Raw genomic sequence first — 18,742 nt, 5'->3', positions numbered from 1 at the left:
CAGGCGGGCGTTCCGGGATTGGAGGGTCAGCCCGTCACCCGGATGTAGACCGGGTTGTTCTGCCACATCTCCGTGTAGTGCACGGGGACGCCCTCCTGCTGGGCCTCGACCACCATGCCGTCGCCCGCGTAGAGGGAGACGTGGCCCGACGTCCAGACGATGTCACCGGGCTGCGCCTCGGCGGCGGAGACCTGGTAGCCCACGGTCGCCATCGAGCTCGAGCTGTGCGGGAGGTCGATCCCGAGCTGCGCGTAGACGTACTGGATGAGCCCGGAGCAGTCGAAGCCACTGGGGGAGGCTCCGCCCCACACGTAGGGCACGCCCACGTACTCGAGCGCCAGGTTGACGGCCTGCTGGCCCAGGTCGGCGGAGCTCTCCACGGCTGCTGCCGCAGCGGCCTCCGCCTCGGCCTCCGCAGCGGCTGCGGCGGCGGCTGCTTCCGCCGCGGCGGCGGCCTCGGCCTCGGCGCGGGCCTTGGCCTCTGCCTCGGCCTTGGCGCGTGCCTCGGCCTCGGCCTTCGCCTTCGCCTCGGCGATGCCTTCCTCGGTCTCGGCGTACGGGGTCACCGACACGCGGCCGCTCTCGGCCCAGAAGTCGGCGTTCTGCGTGACCTTGACCTTGGTGACCAGGTTCTCGGCCAGGCCGGCCGGGATCGTGGTGTCGACGGTGTTGCTGACCGGCGTGGCGTTCGCGAGCGTGGCCTGGGTGTGCGACTCGGCGGGCGCGGTGTGGGCGGTCTGGGTGAAGACCGAGGCCAGCATGCCGGAGGTGACGACCGCGATGGCGCCTGTGCGGGCGGCATTCTCGGCAGCGGTCTGGGTGAGTGCGGTGAAGGGGGTGAGAGCGGGGCCCTCGGCGCGGTGCCGGCCCCGGCTGGCGGGACGGTCTGCCTGGTCGTCCGCCCAGTCGTGGGTGCGGTCGGTGAGTACGGTCACCAGTGATCTCCTCGGACGCCTACGAGGTGAGCTGTCGGGTTCGGATGGGGAGTTCGATCACCCGGCCTCGTACGAGGCTTCACCCCGAGGACACTCGCGTGCCCGGCTTACCTGGTTCCCCCGCCCCTGTCACGTCGTAGCTGCTCAGGTCCGGTGACAGGGCTCGGCGTCCGGACCTGGACCTCCCCGCTTCTGGAGAGGTGAGACCGACCGTACCGGGGTCCCTGGCAAATGTCACGATTAGGTCACATACCGTCCTGTGATGGAACTCTCTTGGCAATGAGTTCCGTGTCACCATGTCCGCCATGGTCGATCCCACCACGTCCCCGCGCCTGCACTCCCGGTACGACGCCGTCGTCGTGGGCGGCGGGCACAACGGCCTCACCGCCGCGGCGTACGCCGCTCGAAGCGGACGGTCCGTTCTCGTCCTGGAGCGTGCCGACCACGTGGGCGGCGCCGCCGTCTCGGCCCGCCCCTTCGCGGGTGTCGACGCGCGCCTGTCGCGCTACTCCTACCTGGTCTCGCTGCTGCCGCGGCGCGTGGTCACCGAGCTCGGGCTGCCGATCACGCTGCGGCGGCGGCGCTGGTCCTCCTACACGCCCGTGGCCGACGGCGGCCTCCTCGTCGACACGGGGGACGACGCCGCCACGCGGGCCTCGTTCCGGAGCCTGACCGGATCCGACGCGGACTTCGAGGCATGGGGCCGCTTCTACGCGACGACCGCCGAGGTCGCCCGCCGCCTCGCGCCGACGCTCACCGAACCCCTGCTCACACGCTCGGCCGTGCGGGACCTCGTGGTCGACGGCGTGGGCGAGGAGGCCTGGCGAGCCCTCTTCGAGGAGCCGCTCGGCGCGCTGCTGCGGCGCACCTTCGCCGACGACGTGGTCCGCGGCATCGCCGCCACCGACGGCCTCATCGGCACGTTCGCCGACGTCGACGAGGCGTCCCTGCGCCAGAACCGGTGCTTCCTGTATCACGTGATCGGCAACGGGACCGGCGACTGGGACGTGCCGGTGGGCGGCATGGGCGCCGTCTCGGGCGCCCTGCGCGATGCCGCCGTGTCCGCCGGCGCCACGATCGTCACCTCGGCGACGGTCACCGCCGTCGACCCCGGGGCCACCGGCGTGGAGGTCACCTGGACCGACGCCGACGGGCGCACCCGGGGCGTGACCGCCGGACACCTGCTCGCCGGGTGTGCGCCGGCCGAGCTCGACCGGCTCCTGGCTGCCGCCGGCCGGGGCCCGGCCGACGGGCGGGACGCGGTGGGGGCCACCACGTCCCCGGCGCACCCCGAGGGCGCGCAGCTCAAGGTGAACATGCTGCTCGACCGGCTGCCTCGCCTGCGCGACGGCGTGGACCCGGTCGCGGCGTTCAGCGGCACGCTGCACGTCAACGAGTCCCTCACCCAGCTCCAGGCGGCGTACGCGCAGGCCGCCGCAGGCCGGGTGCCCGACCTGCCGCCGAGCGAGATCTACTGCCACACGCTGTCCGACCGGTCGATCCTCGGCCCGGACCTGGCCGCGACCGAGGCGCAGACCATCACGCTGTTCGGGCTGCACATGCCCGCCCGGCTCTTCCGCGCCGATCCCGACGGGGCCCGCGAGCGGGCCCTCGCTGCCACCCTCGCCTCGCTGAACTCGGTGCTGGCCGAACCGGTCGAGGACGTCCTGGCGCACGACGCCGACGGCGCGCCCTGCCTGGAGGTGCGCACCCCGGTGGACCTGGAGGGCGACGTCGGGCTGCCCGGCGGGCACATCTTCCACCGCGACCTGGCCTGGCCGTTCGCCGAGCCCGCCGACGACGCCGGGCGGTGGGGCGTCGAGACGGAGCACCGCCGGGTGCTGCTGGCGGGTGCGGGCGCCCGGCGCGGCGGCGGGGTGAGCGGCATCCCCGGCCGGGCGGCGGCGATGGCGCTGCTGGGCGACGGCTGAGGCCGCCCACGATCACCCCGCCCACGATCACGCCGCCTACGATGAGGCGTGCAGATCCGACGCGCCGTCCCGGCCGACTCACCCGCGGTCGCCCCGCTGCTCGGCCAGCTCGGGTACCCCACGACCGCCGCTGATCTCGACGCCCGGTTCGCGCGCGTGGCCGGGAGCCCGTACGACGCGGCCTGGGTGGCCGTGGACGGCCCGTCCGGCGCGGTGGCCGGGTTCGCCGCGGGCCACGTCCGCAGTCCGTTCGAGCTCGACGCGCCCGTGGCCGAGCTGACCGCCCTCGTGGTCGACGAGACACAGCGCGGCACCGGCGCCGGGCGCGCGCTCGTGGCGACCGTCGAGGACTGGGCGATCGCCCACGGCTGTGTCCGGATCACGGTGTCCTCCGCGTTCCGGCGCGAGGGCGCGCACGCCTTCTACGAGCGGCTGGGGTATGAGCAGCGCGCGAAGAAGTTCGACAAGAGCCTGCCGGCTTCCTGATCCCCGGCGTACGACACGCCGCACCAGGCACGGCGACCATGGGTCACCGCTCCTGCGCGGCCGCCCAGCCGTACGCCGGATCCGAGACGAGCAGGTCCTCGTGGCGGCCCCGTGCGACGACGCCGGCCGGCCCCGGCGCGCCTCCGCCCGCGGCGCGACCCAGGAACAGCACCTCGTCCGCGACCGCCAGCGGGCTGAGCCGGTGGGTCGCCAGCAGCACCGCCCGGTCCGTCGCGCGGGCGTGCGCCGCGACCGCGCGGACCAGGGCGTCCGCCGTGTCGCCGTCCAGGTGCTCCGCCGGCTCGTCCACGAGCAGCACCCGGGCCGGCGCCAGGAGGGCGCGCGCCACCAGGAGCCGCCGCCGCTCCCCACCCGACACCGCGGCCGCGTCCGTGCCGACCACCGTCTCCAGGCCCCGGGGGAGCGCCGCGAGCCACGCACCCAGCCCGACGGCGTCGAGCGCAGCGCGGGCTTCCTCGGGGGTCACGTCACCCCGCGCGACCCGCAGGTTCTCCAGCACGGTGGTGTCGAACAGGTGCCCGTCCTCGGCGACGAACAGGCCCGCGCCCGACTGCCCGCCGACCGTCCCGGCCACCGGCGGGACCAGACGGGCCGCCGTCATCAGGAGGGTCGTCTTGCCGACCCCGGACGGGCCGGCCAGCGCCACCACCGACCCTGGCTCCAGCGCGAGGGACACGCCGGCCACCGCGGCGCGCGGCAGCCCGTCCGCGCCGGGCCAGCCCGCGGCGACGTCGTCGAGCACGAGCAGCCGGCGGTCGTCCTGGTCGGCGGGTGCGCCGGACGCGTCCGTGCTCACCTCCGTCCGTGACCCGCCGGCACCCGGGTCCGCGGGCAGCAGCGCGACCAGCCGGCCCGCCGCCGCCCGCGACCGGTGCAGCTGGACCGCCGCGGCGGGCAGACCCGCCGTCGCCTCGAAGACGGCCAGCGGCGTCAGCACCACGACGGTCAGCGCCTCGGGCGACAGCGTCCCGGCCAGCGCCGCCGGGATGCCGAACGCCAGCGACGCGAGCACCGCCAGACCCTGCGCCAGCGCCCCCAGCCCGGCGGCGAGCCCGGAGGTGCGGGCGCCGTCGTCCGACACGGCGGACAGGCGCGCGTCCGCGGCGTCCAGGTCGCGCAGCCGCGCGCCGAACCGGCCGGCGACGCGCAGCTGCGCCGACTGCTCCAGGAGCTCCAGGGACAGCGCGGTCACCTCGCCGCGGGCCGCCGCACCCCGCGCCTCGGTCCGGGCCGCCGCACGGGCCGCCAGCCACGGCGTCACGATCCCCGCGAGGACCAGGCACACCGCCAGCGCCGCCCCCGCGGCAGGCAGCAGCACACCCAGCAGCACCACGGAACCGAGCGACGTCACCACCGCGACCCCGGCCGGCACCAGCGCGCGCACCACGAGGTCGCCCACGTCGTCGACGTCCTGGCCGATCCGTGCCAGCAGCTCGCCACGCCGCACCGTGACCGGGCGGTCGTCGGCGGCGAGCCGCTCGTACAGGTTGGCGCGCAGGGCGGCCATGCCCCGCAGGGCGACGTCGTGCGACGCGAGGCGCTCGCAGTACCGCAGCACGCCGCGTCCGATGCCGAAGGCCCGCACGGAGACCACGGCCACCGAGAGCGTGAGCACCGGCGGCATCTGCGACGCGCGCGCCACGAGCCAGGCGGCGGCCGCGGCGAGCCCGATGGCGCAGCCCAGGGTGAGCACGCCGAGCGCGATCGCCGCGGCGACCTTGCCCGGGCGGATCTCCAGCAGCGGCAGGACGCGGCGCAGCGGATCGTTCCCCGCGCCCCGCACCGGGGAGCCGGTGCGGGGCCGGTCGCGGGTCGCCGGTGCGTTCACGGTGTCCTCCCGTCGGTCGCCGGGCGCGCGGCGGGGACGGCCGTCGCCAGCTCCGCGGTCGGCTCCGCCGCCGCGTGCACGTCGATCACCTGGTCGGCCAGGGCCAGGAGCGACGCCCGGTGCGCGACGACGAGCACGGTCCGGCCGGCGTCCCGCCAGGCCCGCACCGTGTCGAGCACGGTCTGCTCCCCGCGGGCGTCGAGGTGCGCGGTCGGCTCGTCGAGGACCACCAGCGGCCGGTCGGCGGCGTCGTCGAGCAGCGCGGACGTGAGCGCCACGCGCTGCCGCTGGCCCACGGACAGTCCCACGCCACCGAGCCCGACCCGCGTGTCCCACCCCTCGGGCAGGGTGCCGACGACGGCGTCCAGCCCCGTCCGGCGAGCGGCGTCGGCGAGCGCCCGGTCGTCGACGGGGTGCGGCAGGCCGTCCCGGACGACGTCGCGCAGCCGCCCCGGGGGGAGCGCCGGCCGCTGCGGCACCCAGGTGAGGCCGGACCACCACTCGTCGAGGTCGTCCGGGGAGAGGGCGGCGAGGTCGCGGAGCGCACCGTCGTCGTGCCCGTCCGGTACCACGCCGACCCGCCCGGCGTCGGGCGTGAGCAGGCCCAGGACGGCGAGCACCGCGGTCGACTTGCCCGACCCGCTCGGTCCGCGCAGGGCGACGACCCGGCCGCTGCCCGGCCGGCCGTCGCCCAGGGGGATCCGCGCCGACAGCCCGGCGGGCGCGACCACGCCGCGTCCGGGTGCCCGCACGGACACCCCGTCCAGCACCAGCGTGCCGCCCGCCGACCGGGAACGGCCTCGGGCGGCCGGGCGTTCCGTGACCGCCCCCGACGGATGCGGCCCGAGCAACGTGAACGCCCGGTCCACGGCCGCCATCCCGTCGACCGACGCGTGGAACTCGGCGCCCACCCGCCGCAGCGGCAGGTACACCTCGGGCGCGAGCACGAGCACCGCCAGCGCCGGCTGCAGGTCCATGGCCCCCTCGACGAGCCGCAGCCCGACGCCGACGGCGATGATCGCGACCGACAGCGTGGTCAGCAGCTCGAGCACCATCGAGGACAGGAACGCGACCCGGAGGGTGCCCATCGTGGCCTTGCGGGAGGCGTCGCCCAGGGCGCGCACGCGCTCGGCCGGGCCGGTCGACCGGCCGAAGGCGCGCAGGGTCGGCAGCCCGGCGACGAGATCGAGCACCTGGGCGCCGAGCCGCTCCACGGTGGCGAGGCGCCGCTCCGACGTCCCGGCGGTCAGGCGCCCCACCAGCACCATGAACACGGGCACGAGCGGCAGGGTCACGATCGCGATCAGCGCCGAGACCCAGTCCAGGCCCAGCACCACGACGACGAGCGCCGGGGTGAGCAGCGCCGTCAGCACGAGCTGCGGCACGTAGCGCACCAGGTACGGTTCCAGCGCGTCGAGCCCGCGCGTCGCGAGGGTGGCGACCTCGGCCTCGGGGCTGGCCCCGCCGGTGGCGGCGTCGGCCGGCTCGGCCGTGCTGTCCGCCGTCGCGCCGGCCGCGTTCCCTGCCGTGGGCCAGGCCGCCCGTGGCCCGCGCAGCGCCCACGCCTCGACCACCGCCCGCCGCAGCTCGGCGACGGTCCGGGCGGCGGCGCGCAGCGCGTAGCGCTCCTGCGCCCAGGCGACGGCGGCCCGCCCGCCGACGACGAGCGCCAGCCCGGCGAAGGTGCGCACCAGCAGAGGGCCGGACACGCCGTCCCCGCGCACCACAGGCGTCAGCAACGCCGCGATGAGGAGGGCCTGCGCCACGATCAGTGCGGCCGCGGCGATGCCGAGCCCGACGGTGAGCGCCACGTACCAGCGGGCGGCCCGCACCTGCCGCAGCAGCCGGGGGTCCAGGGGTTTCACGCGTGCTCCTCGGCCTAGAAGGCCGACTCCTTGATCTTCTTCCAGGTCAGCCCGGCCGGCGCGGGGATGTGGTCCACGGTCAGCCGGCGCCGGAACACCCAGTAGGTCCAGCCCTGGTACAGGATCACCAGCGGGGTGAGCACCACGGCGACCCAGGTCATGACGGTGAGGGTGTACGGCGTGGACGCCGCCTCGGCGATGCTCAGCGACGGGCCGCCGTCCAGCCCGGGCATGACGTCCGGGAACATTGACCCGAAGATCAGCACGACGGCGGCGACGATCGTCACGGCGGACAGGCCGAACGCCCAGCCCTCACGTCCCACGCGGTTGGTCAGCACGACGCCGACCAGGGCCAGCGCGGCGACCACCACGGCGGCCCAGGTCCAGGTGACGGAGAACGCGAGCTGCGCCCACAGGGCCCAGCCGCCGGCCACCAGCAGGGCACCGACCGACAGCACGCCGGCGAACCGCCGGGCGCGCGCCCGGATCTCGCCGTCCGTCTTGAGGGCGACGAACACCGAGCCGTGCAGCAGGAAGAGCACGAGCGTGGTGGCGCCGCCGAGCAGCGAGAACGGGTTGATCAGGGCCCAGAACCCGCCCACGTACTGGTGCGCCTCGTCGAGCTGGACGCCGCGCACGAGGTTGGCGAACGCCACGCCCCAGAGCACGGCGGGCACCCAGGACCCGACCTGGATCGCGACGTCGCAGCGGCGTGCCCAGACGGCGTCCGCGATCTTGCCGCGGTACTCGAACGCGACGCCCCGGACGATGAGCGCCACCAGGATGACCAGCAGCGGGAGGTAGAAGCCGGAGAACAGGGTGGCGTACCACTCGGGGAACGCCGCGAAGGTGGCGCCGCCCGCGGTGAGCAGCCACACCTCGTTGCCGTCCCACACGGGCCCGATGCTGTTGACCAGCACGCGCCGCTCCTTCTCCCGGTGCGCGCCGTCACCCCGGGGCAGCAACGACATCAGCATGCCGACGCCGAAGTCGAAGCCCTCCAGCACGAGGTATCCGGTCCACAGGACCGCGATGATGAGGAACCACACGAGCGCGAGATCCACGGTCATGTCCTTTGTCAGTCTTGGTTCTGGCGGAGGTCAGAGGGGTCAGTAGGCGAACGAGAGCGGCCGGTCGGTGTCGTCGTCCGCCGCCTCGGGGGACTCGTCGCGCACCGTGGTGGGGACGCCCTCGATCGCGTAGCGGTGGATGAGCCGGTACCAGACCACGGCGAGCACGCCGTAGAGCAGGGTGAACACGATCATCGAGGTGAGCACCATGCCGGGGCTCACCACCTCGGAGACGCCCCGCATGGTGAGCAGCCGGATCTGGTCGATGCCGGTCGGGTTGGGCGCCACCACCCAGGGCTGGCGCCCCATCTCGGTGAAGATCCACCCGAACGACGACGCGAGGAACGGCGTCGGGATCGCCGCGATACCGATGCGGGCGAGCCACGTGTTGTCGCTGACCCGGCCGCCGCGCGTGAACCAGAGGGCGGCCAGGGCGAGCAGCGCCGACCCGGCGGCGAAGCCGATCATCAGCCGGAAGCTCCAGTAGGTGACGGCGAGGTTCGGGGTGTAGGAGATAGCGTTGCCGGCGTCGTCGGTCTCGCCGTACCGCTCGGAGTACTCCTGCTGCACGTCGTTGACACCGGGCAGGAAGCTGTCCGGGCCGGAGAAGTGGCCGGTGCCGAGGTAGCTGGCCAGGCCGGGCACCTCCAGGATGTGCCGCACGCCCTCGCAGGAGTTGGACAGGTCGCCGATGGTGAGGATCGAGAAGTTGGCGGCCTCCTCGCCCTCGCACAGGGCCTCGGCGGAGGCCATCTTGCCGGGCTGCTGCTCGAACATCAGCTTGCCCTGGGCGTCACCCGTCAGCGCGACGCCGACGCCGGCGACCAGCATGACCACGGTGCCCAGCACCACGGCCGGGCGGTAGACGTCGCGCGCCAGCTCGACGTTCTCCGGCCGCCTGGTCCGGGCCAGGCGGACCATCCACCAGGCGGCGATCCCGGCCACGAACGTCCCCGCGGTCAGGAACGCGGCCGCGACGGCGTGCGGGAACGCGGCCCACAGCGTGTTGTTGGCGAGGATCGCCCAGATCGACTCCATCTCGGCGCGGCCGGTCTCGGGGTTGTACCGGGCGCCCACGGGGTGCTGCATCCAGGAGTTGGCGGCCAGGATGAAGAAGGCGGACAGGTTCACGGCGACCGCCACGGCCCAGATGCACGCCAGGTGCACCTTCTTGTTCAGGCGGTCCCAGCCGAAGATCCACAGACCCAGGAACGTCGACTCCACGAAGAAGGCGGCCAGCGCCTCCATGGCGAGCGGGGCACCGAACACGTCACCGACGAACCGCGAGTACTCGCTCCAGTTCATGCCGAACTGGAACTCCTGCACGATGCCGGTGACCACGCCGAGCGCGAAGTTGATCAGGAAGAGCTTGCCGAAGAACTTGGTCAGCCGCAGCCAGCGCTCGTTCCCGGTGCGGACCCACGCCGTCTGCATGATCGCCACGAGGGGCGCCAGGCCGATCGTCAGCGGCACGAAGATGAAGTGATAGACGGTGGTGATGCCGAACTGCCAGCGTGCCAGGTCGAGGGCTTCCACTCCGGGCTCCTGTGAGGTGTTCGAACGGCTCTGTCCCTGGGGACGCTAGGCCTGATCGAGCAGGTCCGCGCGCCGCCGCGGGGTGATTCCGTCGCTTGTGAATGTCTTCACAAGGAACTGTACACGCTGTTGAACCACGCTTTGGTCCAGGCAGGGCGGGCGCCGCCTCCTGTGCGATACTGGTCGAACCCGCGCGGGCCCACATCCCTGCGTGGCCTGCAGAGTCCAGCACTGCCCGTGATCCGCACGCGGTGCCGCTGTCACGACAGAACGTGGTGGCAGGCGTCCGCGAAGACGACGGGCAGAGGGCCGCAGCCAAGACTTCCGTTCGGGTGTGTCGCTTCGCCGCGACGCATCGCCGGACGACCGACCGCCTGGCGGTCCGCGTGGTGTGGAGCGGGCGCCGGCTACAGGAGCACCTCACGTGACGCCTTCCAGCACCACCGGTTCGACCATCGGGTCACAGGATGATCACGACGCACCTGAGGCGAACGCCCAGGTCACCACTGGTGGGGAGGCCCCGGCGGACAGCGCGCCGGTGAAGCGCCCGCGTCGTCGGGCCACCCGGTCCGTGGTCTCCACGGCCAGCGCCGGCCCCATCGTCGTCGGCTCGTCCGACACCTCCTCGGCCCCGGCCGAGGCCCAGCCGGTGACCACGGGCGGTACCGCAGCGGTGGCCGCGCCCGCGGCCCCGGCAGCCGGCGAGACCGCCACCAGGCGTCCGCGTCGCCGCGCCACGCGCGGCGTCTCCTCCCCGGCACCCGTCGTGGACGCCGGCCCGACGGCGGACGAGCAGTCCGCCCCGGCCGGGACCGTCGCCCCGGATGAGACGGATCTCACTGCCGGGACGCAGCCGGCGGAGCCCGCCGGAGCCGAGCCTGCCGATCCCGCCGAGGCTGCCGCCGTTGCCGAGGCCGAGCCGGCCGAGGTTGAGGCCGAGGCCGCCGCCCCCGTCGACGAGCCGGTCGACGAGCCCGTTGACGAGCAGGGCGCCGACGCGCCCGCACCGGCCGACATCGTGCTGCCGGAGCCCGCTGCCCCCGCCGAGGTGCCCGTGCGTGAGGTCGCGAGCCTCGACGACATCGTGCTGCCCGGTGGCCCGGCACAGGAGTCCGAAGCCGTACCCCGCCGGCGCACCCGCCGGAAGGCGGAGCCGGCCGACGCCGCACCCGAGGCCGAGGCGGCGCCCAAGCGCGGTCGCTCGCGGCGCAAGGCCGCGGAGCCCGTGACCGAGCCGGTCGCGGAGACCGCCGACCAGGTCGCCGAGCCCGCGCCGGAGGAGTCCGCTCCGCGCGCCGCCGCGACGGAGGAGACCGTGGCGGACGCGCCCGCGGAGCAGGCCCCGAAGGGCCGCGCGCGCCGCAGCCGTCGTGCCACCTCGACCCCGGCCGAGACCACGCAGGCCGCCGAGCCCGCCCAGGCCGCCGAGGCCCCGGCCGCGCAGGCCCCGGTGTCGCCCGCGGCGACCACCTCGGGCACGCGCGTGCCGCGCCTGGCCACCACGGCGCTGCTGTTCCAGGCGCCCGACGACTCCGCCGCACGCCGTTCGCGGCGTGCGCAGGCCCCCGCCGGTCCGCCGCGTCCGCAGGACCTGACGCCGCAGTTCGCCCGTCCGGTGCCCCGCACCGCCGAGCGCCCGGCCGAGCCTGCTCCCGAGGCGCCGGCCGCGCCGGCGGCCGAGGTCGTCGCCGAGCAGGTCGAGCAGGCCGCCGAGGCGGCGCAGGCGCCCGCCGAGCCCCGGACCCGCCGGTCCGGCTCGCGCCGGGCCGTCCGCGGTACGGGTCCGAGCGCCGAGCCGGCGGCCCGTCCCGAGCCCGAGGCCGAGGCCGCCGCGCTGGAGAGCGCCGAGCCTGCGGGCGACGCGACCGCCGTCGCGCCGAGCGCCCCGGCGGCGCCGCAGTTCGTCGCCGCGGAGCTGAGCGAGGACGACGCCGCGGCCGTCGACGAGGTCGGCGCGATCGAGGAGGAGCTCGTCGCCGAGGGTGTCGAGCTCGAGGAGCTCGCCCCGGAGGACTTCGAGGAGTACGACGACGAGGAGGTGCGCCCGTCGCGCCGTCGTCGTCGCCGGGGTGGGCGCGGCCGTCGCGGTGGCCGCGCCGGACGCGGGGACGACCAGGACGACTCCGCCGACGAGGACCAGGACGACGACCAGGACGAGGGCGCGCAGGCGTCCTCCGACGAGGACGTCGACACGGAGGCCGACGGCGAGGACGACGCGCAGGACGCCGCGGAGGGTGACGGTGGCAGCCGCCGTCGTCGCCGGCGCCGCCGGGGGACCCGTGGCGAGCGTGCCGAGGCGGCCGCCGCGCGGTCCAGCCGCAGCGACGAGGTCACCGCGCTCAAGGGCTCCACGCGCCTGGAGGCCAAGAAGCAGCGCCGTCGCGAGGGCCGCGACCACGGCCGCCGTCGCCAGATCATCACCGAGGCCGAGTTCCTGGCCCGCCGCGAGTCGGTGCAGCGGTCGATGATCGTGCGCGAGAAGAACGGCCGTACGCAGATCGCGGTGCTGGAGGACGGCGTGCTCGTGGAGCACTACGTCTCGCAGCAGTCGCAGGCGTCCATGGCCGGGAACGTGTACCTGGGCCGCGTGCAGAACGTGCTGCCCTCGATGGAGGCGGCGTTCGTCGACGTCGGCAAGGGCCGCAACGCCGTGCTGTACGCGGGCGAGGTCAACTGGGACGCGGCCGGCCTGGAGGGTCAGCCGCGCCGGATCGAGCAGGCGCTGAAGTCGGGCGACTCCGTGCTGGTGCAGGTCACCAAGGACCCGATCGGCCACAAGGGAGCCCGCCTGACGAGCCAGATCACGCTGGCGGGCCGGTACCTGGTGTTCGTGCCGGGCGGCGGCATGACCGGCATCAGCCGCAAGCTGCCCGACACCGAGCGGTCGCGCCTCAAGAAGATCCTGCGCGAGGTCGTGCCGGACGGCGCGGGTGTCATCGTGCGCACCGCCGCGGAGGGGGCCAGCGAGGACGAGCTGCGCGCCGACGTCGAGCGGCTGCAGGGCCAGTGGGACGCCATCCAGGCCAAGGCCAAGAAGGCGTCCGCCCCGGCCCTGCTGCAGGGTGAGCCGGACATGGCGATCCGCGTGGTCCGCGACATCTTCAACGACGACTTCTCGTCGCTGGTGGTGCAGGGCGAGGGCGCGTGGGACGAGATCGCGCACTACGTCGAGGAGCTCGCTCCCGACCTGCGCGAGCGCGTGTCCAAGTGGGTCGAGAACACCGACGTGTTCACGGTGCACCGGGTGGACGAGCAGCTCGCCAAGGGCATGGACCGCAAGGTCTGGCTGCCCTCGGGCGGCTCGCTCGTCATCGACCGTACCGAGGCCATGACCGTCGTGGACGTCAACACCGGCAAGTTCACCGGTGCGGGCGGCACGCTCGAGGAGACCGTCACGCGGAACAACCTCGAGGCGGCCGAGGAGATCGTGCGGCAGCTCCGCCTGCGCGACATCGGCGGCATCATCGTCATCGACTTCATCGACATGGTGCTCGAGTCCAACCGTGACCTGGTGCTGCGTCGCCTGGTCGAGTGCCTGGGCCGGGACCGCACCAAGCACCAGGTCGCCGAGGTGACGTCGCTGGGCCTTGTCCAGATGACGCGCAAGCGCGTGGGCCAGGGCCTGGTCGAGGCGTTCTCGGAGACCTGCGAGCACTGCAAGGGCCGCGGCTTCATCGTGCACGAGGAGCCGATCGAGAAGTCGGCGGGCGGCTCGGCCGCTGCCTCGGTGGCGTCCTCCGAGGAGGGCCCGCGTTCCGCGCGGGCGCGCCGCAAGCGGGGCAAGGAGAAGGCGTCGGCGCAGGAGCCCGCCGCCCCGGTCGCCAGCCTTCCCGAGGAGCGGTCCGAGGCGCGGGAGGCCGTCAAGGCCACGCTCGCGACCATCGCCGCCGCGGCGCAGCACGCGCACGAGCCGAAGGAACCGGCCCCGGAGGGTCCCGCCACCCTGGACGAGATCCAGCTCCCCGCGGCCGGTTCGGCCCCGGCAGCCGCTCCCGCGGAAGTGTCTGACGCTGCGCCCGCCGACCCGCCCTCGCGCACGTCCGACGACGTGCGACCGACGACCGACGACACGCCGGAGGGGGGCTCCGGCACCGGGCAGCCGGAACCGCCCAAAGGAGCTGGCGACGAGGTCGCCTGAGCAGAAGAAGGGCTTCTGGGCGAGGCTGTTCGGCCTCTGACCTGATCCCGACGAGGGTCGCCACCATCCGGTGGCGGCCCTCGTTTCGTGTGTCCGGGCGAGAACTTCCTTGCGGACCGTCGACGTTCTATGGTTCATTAGTCGAGTAATGAACCACCGAACCAGGATCCAGGGGATCCCCGGACGACGGAGCCGTGATGACGACGACCACCACCGCACCACCCACCACCCGGCTGGGATACATCGACAACCTGCGCGTGCTGCTGACGGTGCTGGTGATCGCGCACCACTGCGCCGTCACCTACGGCGCCCTGCCGGTCTGGTACTGGGCGGAGCCGAGCACCAGCCCGTCGGGCATCGCGCTGATGCTGTTCGTGATCGTGAACCAGTTCTGGTTCATGGGCGCCTTCTTCCTGCTCTCCGGCCTGTTCGTCGCCGGTTCGGTCGACCGCAAGGGCCCCGGTGCCTTCGCCCGGGACCGGGTGATCCGGCTCGGTGTGCCGCTCGTCGCCTTCCTGCTGGTGGCGCGGCCGGTCCTGTCCCTGCCGCAGTGGCCGGCGGCGCGCGCCGAGGGCGAGACCTTCCTGCACTTCTGGTTCACCGTGGGCGACCCTGGCCCGCTGTGGTTCGTCGAGGTGCTGCTCGTCATGTCGCTCGCCTACGCGGCCTTCCGCGCGCTCCGCGCCCGCTCCACCGCGCTCTCGAGGCCCGACGCCCGTCAGACCGTGCCCGACGCGGGTCAGACCGTGCCCGACGCGGGTCAGGCCGTGGCCGACGCGGGTCAGGCCGTGGCTGGGCGCTGGTCCGGCCCGCTCGGGTACCGGGGGATCGGGCTCCTCGTGGGGGTACTGACGCTCGCCGCGTTCCTGTGGCGGCTCGCGGTGCCGACCGGTACCTACTGGGAGCTCGGCGGCCTGCCCACGCCGGCGTACCTGCCGCAGTACGTGATCCTCTTCGTGGTGGGCGTGCTGGCCTCCCGCCGCGGGTGGCTCGCCGGGCTCACCCCGCGGCAGGGCCGGGTCGCGCTGGTCGCGGCGCTCGTCAGCGTGGGACCGGCACTCGGCGCCGTGGCCCTCGCGACGGCACCCGGCGCGGGGCTCCTCGCTCAGCTCGGCGCGGCCCTTGCAGAGAGCGTGTTCGCGGTGAGCACGATCGTGGCCCTGCTGGTGCTGTTCCGGGAGCGGCTCTCCGGGCAGCCGGCATGGGCGAGGTTCGCTGCGCGGAACTCGTTCGCCGTGTACGTCATCCACGCTCTGGTGCTGGTCGGCGTCGCGATCCTGCTCGCGCCACTGACCGCCCCGGCCGGCGTGAAGTTCCTGATCCTGCTCGTGCTCTCGATCCCGCTGTGCTGGACCTTCGCCCACCTGCTGCGCCGGGTTCCCGGGGTGGCGCGCGTCCTGTAGGTCCTGTCCTGGAGGGCCGAGAGCACCCGGGCGGGAAGGTGCCCCGCGGAGGCCGGTCACTCTGCGTAGACAATGTCGACGCAGAGTGACCGGCCTCCACGGGGCACCTTCGGTCGGCACGCCAAGCGGTCTACCTGCACGCCGCCCGCGGGACGTCCGCTCGTCGAGCAGGTCACGGAGCGCACGGGCCGCCCCGGGCTCCTTGCTGGCGCCCAGGCCGGGCAGGAACGGACGGTGCCGACGTCGGTGGCCGTGCCGGAGGAGGCCACGGAATGCTTGACTGGCGCCCATGAAGGACGGTCTGGGCGCCGGGCGCCTCGAGGTCATCGCCGGCCCGATGTTCGCCGGCAAGTCCGAAGAGCTGCTGCGCCGGGTGCGCCGCGCGCGGATCGCGCAGCGCGGCGTGCTCGTGGTGAGTCACGCGCTCGACACGCGCCGGGGGAGCGGTCGCGTGACGTCGCACTCCGGCGCGGGCCTCCCGTCCCGCACCGTGTCCGACGCCGCGGACATCCCCTCGTTGCTCGACACCGCCGACAGCCCGGGCGGCGCCCGTCCCGCCGGGGACGACGACGCCGCCCGTCCGGTCGAACTCGTCGCGATCGACGAGGCCCAGTTCTTCGGCGCCGGGCTCGTCCCCGTGGTCTCGGACCTCGCCGACCGCGGGCTGGTGGTCGTGGTGGCGGGGCTGTCGGTCACCTTCGACGGACAGCCCTTCTCACCCCTGCCCGAGCTCATGGCGCTCGCGGAGTCGGTCGAGAAGCTCACCGCCGTCTGCTCGGTCTGCGGTGCGGACGCCGCGTTCCACGTCCGGATCCCGGAGGCGCCGCCGCTGCCCGGTGTCGGCCAGGCCGGGTCGGGCGCCGGCCAGGACAACTCCGGCGTCGGCCCGGGCGACGCGCTGGTGCCGGTCGCCGCGCACGTGGGCGGCTCGGAGTCCTACGAGGCCCGCTGCCGGCGCCACGCCACGGGGCGCGGCGCCGTCCTGTGACCGGCGGGACGCAGCGTCCCGCTCAGTCCTCGATCAGGGGCACGAACCGGTAGCCCCCGTGATCGGTGGCCCGGGTGCGGCCGTCGGGCAGGCGCTCGATGAGCAGGAGCGACGTCCGTACGGGGATGACCATGCGGCCGCCGTACCCGACCTGCGACACCAGGGTGCGCGGCAGCGCCGGGGCCGACGCCGACACCAGGATCCGGTCCCACCCGTGCTCCCGCGGCATGCCGAGCACGCCCGGCTCCGCCTGCACCACCTGCGCCCAGCTCATGCCGGTGCGCTCCACGTTCGCGGCGCCCCACGCCGCCAGCCGTTCGTCCCGCTCTACGCCGAGCACGGCGCCCTGCGGGCCGGTCAGGAAGGCCAGGAGCGCGGTGCTCCAGCCGGAGCCCGCGCCGACGTCGAGCACCCGTGCGCCCAGCGGGACGCGCAGCAGGCGGAGCATCGCCGCGACCGTGGAGGGCTGCGAGGACGTCTGGCCCCGCCCGATCGGCAACGGGCGGTCCTGGCCGGCGAACGGACGCTGGGACCGGGGCAGGAAGTCCCGGCGGGGCACCGCCCGCATCGCCCGCCCTATGTCGTCGTGCTCGGCTGCCGGCTCAGAGACCATCAGGATCACCTGCTGCCAGGGTAGGCACAGACGCTCCGGGGTCGCCAGGTGCGCCACCCCGGGGCGAGCAGGCGGCTCAGCGGGAGCCGACCGGCTCCGGTTCCCCGGCGTCGCGAGAGCTCTCGGTGACCGTGACCTGCTCCGGCTGGTACCAGGCGGTGAGCGCGGGGTCGTCCGAGTCGAGCCACGCGCCGGCGCCCTTGTCGGCGCCCTCGGTGCGCACCACGCCGACCACGAAGTCGTCACCGTGCTCCTCGATGCCCGTGCGTACGCCCTGCACGATCGCCTCGCGGGCGTACCGGCGCCGCAGCGTGAGCGGGTCGCGGGCGAGGTCCTTGCCCCACGCGACCATCACGAGGACCACCACCAGGGCGAACGGCAGCGCGGTGATGATGACCAGGCTCTGCAGTCCGTTCAGCGCCACCGACCCGCCACCCACGAGCAGGACGGCGGCGATGGCCGCCAGCGCGACGCCCCAGGTGATCGTGACCCAGGGGCTCGGGTTCGGGTTGCCGCGCTGGGACAGGCTGGCCATGACGACGGACCCGGAGTCGGCGCTCGTCACGAAGAAGATGACGATCGAGATCATCGCGACGATCGACGTGAAGGTGCCGGCGGGCAGCTCGTGGAGCAGGGCGAACAGCATGTCCTGCGGCGACTCGGCCGAGCTCAGCGCCCCGTTCGCCTGCTCCATCCACATCGACGTGCCGCCCAGCACCGTGAACCACACCAGGCACACGACGCTCGGCGTCACGATCACGGTCGTGACGAACTCGCGCAGGGTGCGGCCCCGGCTGATGCGGGCGATGAACAGGCCCACGAAGGGCGTCCACGAGACCCACCACGCCCAGTAGTACGTGGTCCAGGTGTCCATGAACGCCTGCGCGTCGGGTGCGGTGGCCGCCGTCTGCGCCATCAGCCGGAACGAGTCGCCGACGAACTGCATGAAGGTGCCCTGGAGCAGGTTGAGGAGGAACGCCGTCGGCCCGACGACGAAGACGAAGACTCCGAGCAACCCGGCCACCGCCATGTTGATGTTCGACAGGGCGCGGATGCCGCGCTTCACCCCCGACACCGCCGACACGATGAACGCGATCGAGAGCAGGGCGATGATGCCGATGATCGCGCCGTTGCCGAGCGGCCCGGTCCCCGCGACGATCTCGACGCCGCGCCCGATCTGGAGCGCGCCGATCCCGAGCGAGACCGCGACGCCGAACAGGGTCACGATGATCGCGAACGAGTCGACGACCGCACCCAGCCAGCCCTTGGTGCGCTCGCCGAAGATGGGCTCCAGCAGCGAGGAGATCAGCGGGCTGCGGCCCTTGCGGTAGGCGGCGTAGGCCACGGCGCCGCCGACCAGCGCGTAGTAGGCCCACGCCATGGGCCCCCAGTGGAACAGCGTCTGCACCAGGGCGGCGTGCATGGCCGGGTTGCTGCCCGGGTCGAGGCTCTCGTACGCCGGCGGCAGGTCGAGGAAGTAGGTCATGGGCTCGTACGGGCCGTAGAACAGCAGGCCGATCCCGATCCCGGCGGAGAACAGCATCGCCAGCCAGGAACCCGTGGAGAACTCCGGCTTCTCGCCGTCCTGGCCGAGCCGGATGTTGCGGTAACGGCCGAAGCCGAGCCACATCATGAAGAGGAAGACGGCGCACGTGAGCAGGCCGAACAACCAGCCGAACGATCCGGAGACCCAGGCCAGGCCGGCGCCGGACGCCGCGGCGAGGCTGTCGGGCGCGGCGGCACCCCAGATGATCACACCTGCGACCAGGACGGCCGCGAAGGCGAACACGCCCCAGCTCGTCCCGAATCTGTTGCGGGTGCTCTCGACGCCCAGACCGGGCAGGAGTGCGGGATGGGCGGTCGGTTTGCCGGTGCTCTTGCGGCTCGCCATCGGAGGGTCCTCTCGTGCGGCGACGAAGTCTCGGTCA

12 protein-coding genes and 1 riboswitch are annotated in these 18,742 nt (G+C 74.2%); of the genes, 5 read left to right on the top strand and 7 right to left on the bottom strand.

Annotated elements, in window-relative coordinates; translation table 11 throughout:
• Positions 1-26: 26 nt before the first annotated feature.
• Positions 27-935: a C40 family peptidase gene (locus tag ACIG47_RS12890; RefSeq protein WP_397431174.1), complete on the bottom strand. Its 909-nt coding sequence runs from the start codon at positions 933-935 to the stop codon at positions 27-29.
• A riboswitch (cyclic di-AMP (ydaO/yuaA leader) is annotated at positions 936-1,114 on the bottom strand. It abuts the gene before it with no gap.
• 126 nt (positions 1,115-1,240) lie between these two features.
• On the opposite strand from ACIG47_RS12890, the gene ACIG47_RS12885 reads away from it, so the two are divergent.
• Positions 1,241-2,866, top strand: a complete 1,626-nt coding sequence (locus ACIG47_RS12885) for a phytoene desaturase family protein (RefSeq protein ID WP_397431172.1) — start codon at positions 1,241-1,243, stop codon at positions 2,864-2,866.
• A 48-nt stretch (positions 2,867-2,914) separates the two neighbouring features.
• Positions 2,915-3,352, top strand: coding sequence for a GNAT family N-acetyltransferase (locus ACIG47_RS12880; protein WP_397431171.1), 438 nt, complete (start codon positions 2,915-2,917; stop codon positions 3,350-3,352).
• Positions 3,353-3,395: 43 nt separating this feature from the next.
• Here the strand turns inward: ACIG47_RS12880 and cydC are convergent, their stop codons facing one another.
• From cydC to ACIG47_RS12860, 4 genes are read right to left on the bottom strand one after another with little or no spacing between them, the layout of a single operon-like run.
• A complete protein-coding gene (gene cydC / locus ACIG47_RS12875; RefSeq protein WP_397431169.1) occupies positions 3,396-5,201 on the bottom strand; it encodes a thiol reductant ABC exporter subunit CydC in 1,806 nt (601 codons plus the stop codon).
• Positions 5,198-7,066 carry a thiol reductant ABC exporter subunit CydD gene (cydD, locus tag ACIG47_RS12870; protein WP_397431167.1) on the bottom strand — a complete coding sequence of 623 codons (1,869 nt, stop codon included), beginning with the start codon at positions 7,064-7,066 and terminating at the stop codon, positions 5,198-5,200. Before cydD ends, cydC begins: the two co-directional genes overlap by 4 nt.
• A gap of 14 nt (positions 7,067-7,080) precedes the next feature.
• On the bottom strand, positions 7,081-8,130 hold the full coding sequence (gene cydB, locus ACIG47_RS12865; RefSeq protein ID WP_397431165.1) for a cytochrome d ubiquinol oxidase subunit II: 1,050 nt from the start codon (positions 8,128-8,130) through the stop codon (positions 7,081-7,083).
• 45 nt (positions 8,131-8,175) lie between these two features.
• Positions 8,176-9,672, bottom strand: a complete 1,497-nt coding sequence (locus ACIG47_RS12860; protein WP_397431164.1) for a cytochrome ubiquinol oxidase subunit I — start codon at positions 9,670-9,672, stop codon at positions 8,176-8,178.
• Between the two features lie 424 nt (positions 9,673-10,096).
• On the opposite strand from ACIG47_RS12860, the gene ACIG47_RS12855 reads away from it, so the two are divergent.
• The 3 genes from ACIG47_RS12855 to ACIG47_RS12845 all read left to right on the top strand — a co-directional run bounded on the left by ACIG47_RS12855 (position 10,097) and on the right by ACIG47_RS12845 (position 16,201).
• Positions 10,097-13,810, top strand: a complete 3,714-nt coding sequence (locus tag ACIG47_RS12855; RefSeq protein WP_397431163.1) for an Rne/Rng family ribonuclease — start codon at positions 10,097-10,099, stop codon at positions 13,808-13,810.
• A gap of 197 nt (positions 13,811-14,007) precedes the next feature.
• A complete protein-coding gene (locus ACIG47_RS12850; RefSeq protein WP_397431161.1) occupies positions 14,008-15,213 on the top strand; it encodes an acyltransferase family protein in 1,206 nt (401 codons plus the stop codon).
• Between the two features lie 289 nt (positions 15,214-15,502).
• Positions 15,503-16,201, top strand: a complete 699-nt coding sequence (locus ACIG47_RS12845; protein WP_397431160.1) for a thymidine kinase — start codon at positions 15,503-15,505, stop codon at positions 16,199-16,201.
• A 22-nt stretch (positions 16,202-16,223) separates the two neighbouring features.
• Here the strand turns inward: ACIG47_RS12845 and ACIG47_RS12840 are convergent, their stop codons facing one another.
• Positions 16,224-16,814, bottom strand: a complete 591-nt coding sequence (locus ACIG47_RS12840) for a protein-L-isoaspartate O-methyltransferase (protein WP_397431158.1) — start codon at positions 16,812-16,814, stop codon at positions 16,224-16,226.
• Between the two features lie 76 nt (positions 16,815-16,890).
• Positions 16,891-18,705 (bottom strand): BCCT family transporter, encoded by a 1,815-nt coding sequence (locus ACIG47_RS12835; protein WP_397431157.1) that lies wholly within the window; start codon positions 18,703-18,705, stop codon positions 16,891-16,893.
• Between the last annotated feature and the right edge of the window lie 37 nt (positions 18,706-18,742).

Origin of the sequence: Promicromonospora sp. NPDC052451 (genome assembly GCF_044547525.1) — a bacterium.
In the GTDB taxonomy this organism is placed as follows: Bacteria; Actinomycetota; Actinomycetes; order Actinomycetales; family Cellulomonadaceae; genus Promicromonospora.
The sequence above is the reverse complement of the archived record's forward strand: the minus strand, read 5'-3'. Positions and strand labels throughout refer to the sequence as shown.

Excerpts from the sequence above, each read along its gene's own strand:
- ACIG47_RS12835 (WP_397431157.1), bottom strand. The coding sequence starts at position 18,705 with ATGGCGAGCCGCAAGAGCACCGGCAAACCGACCGCCCATCCCGCACTC.
- ACIG47_RS12885 (WP_397431172.1), top strand. The coding sequence starts at position 1,241 with ATGGTCGATCCCACCACGTCCCCGCGCCTGCACTCCCGGTACGACGCC.
- ACIG47_RS12850 (WP_397431161.1), top strand. The coding sequence starts at position 14,008 with ATGACGACGACCACCACCGCACCACCCACCACCCGGCTGGGATACATC.
- ACIG47_RS12840 (WP_397431158.1), bottom strand. The coding sequence starts at position 16,814 with ATGGTCTCTGAGCCGGCAGCCGAGCACGACGACATAGGGCGGGCGATG.
- ACIG47_RS12845 (WP_397431160.1), top strand. The coding sequence starts at position 15,503 with ATGAAGGACGGTCTGGGCGCCGGGCGCCTCGAGGTCATCGCCGGCCCG.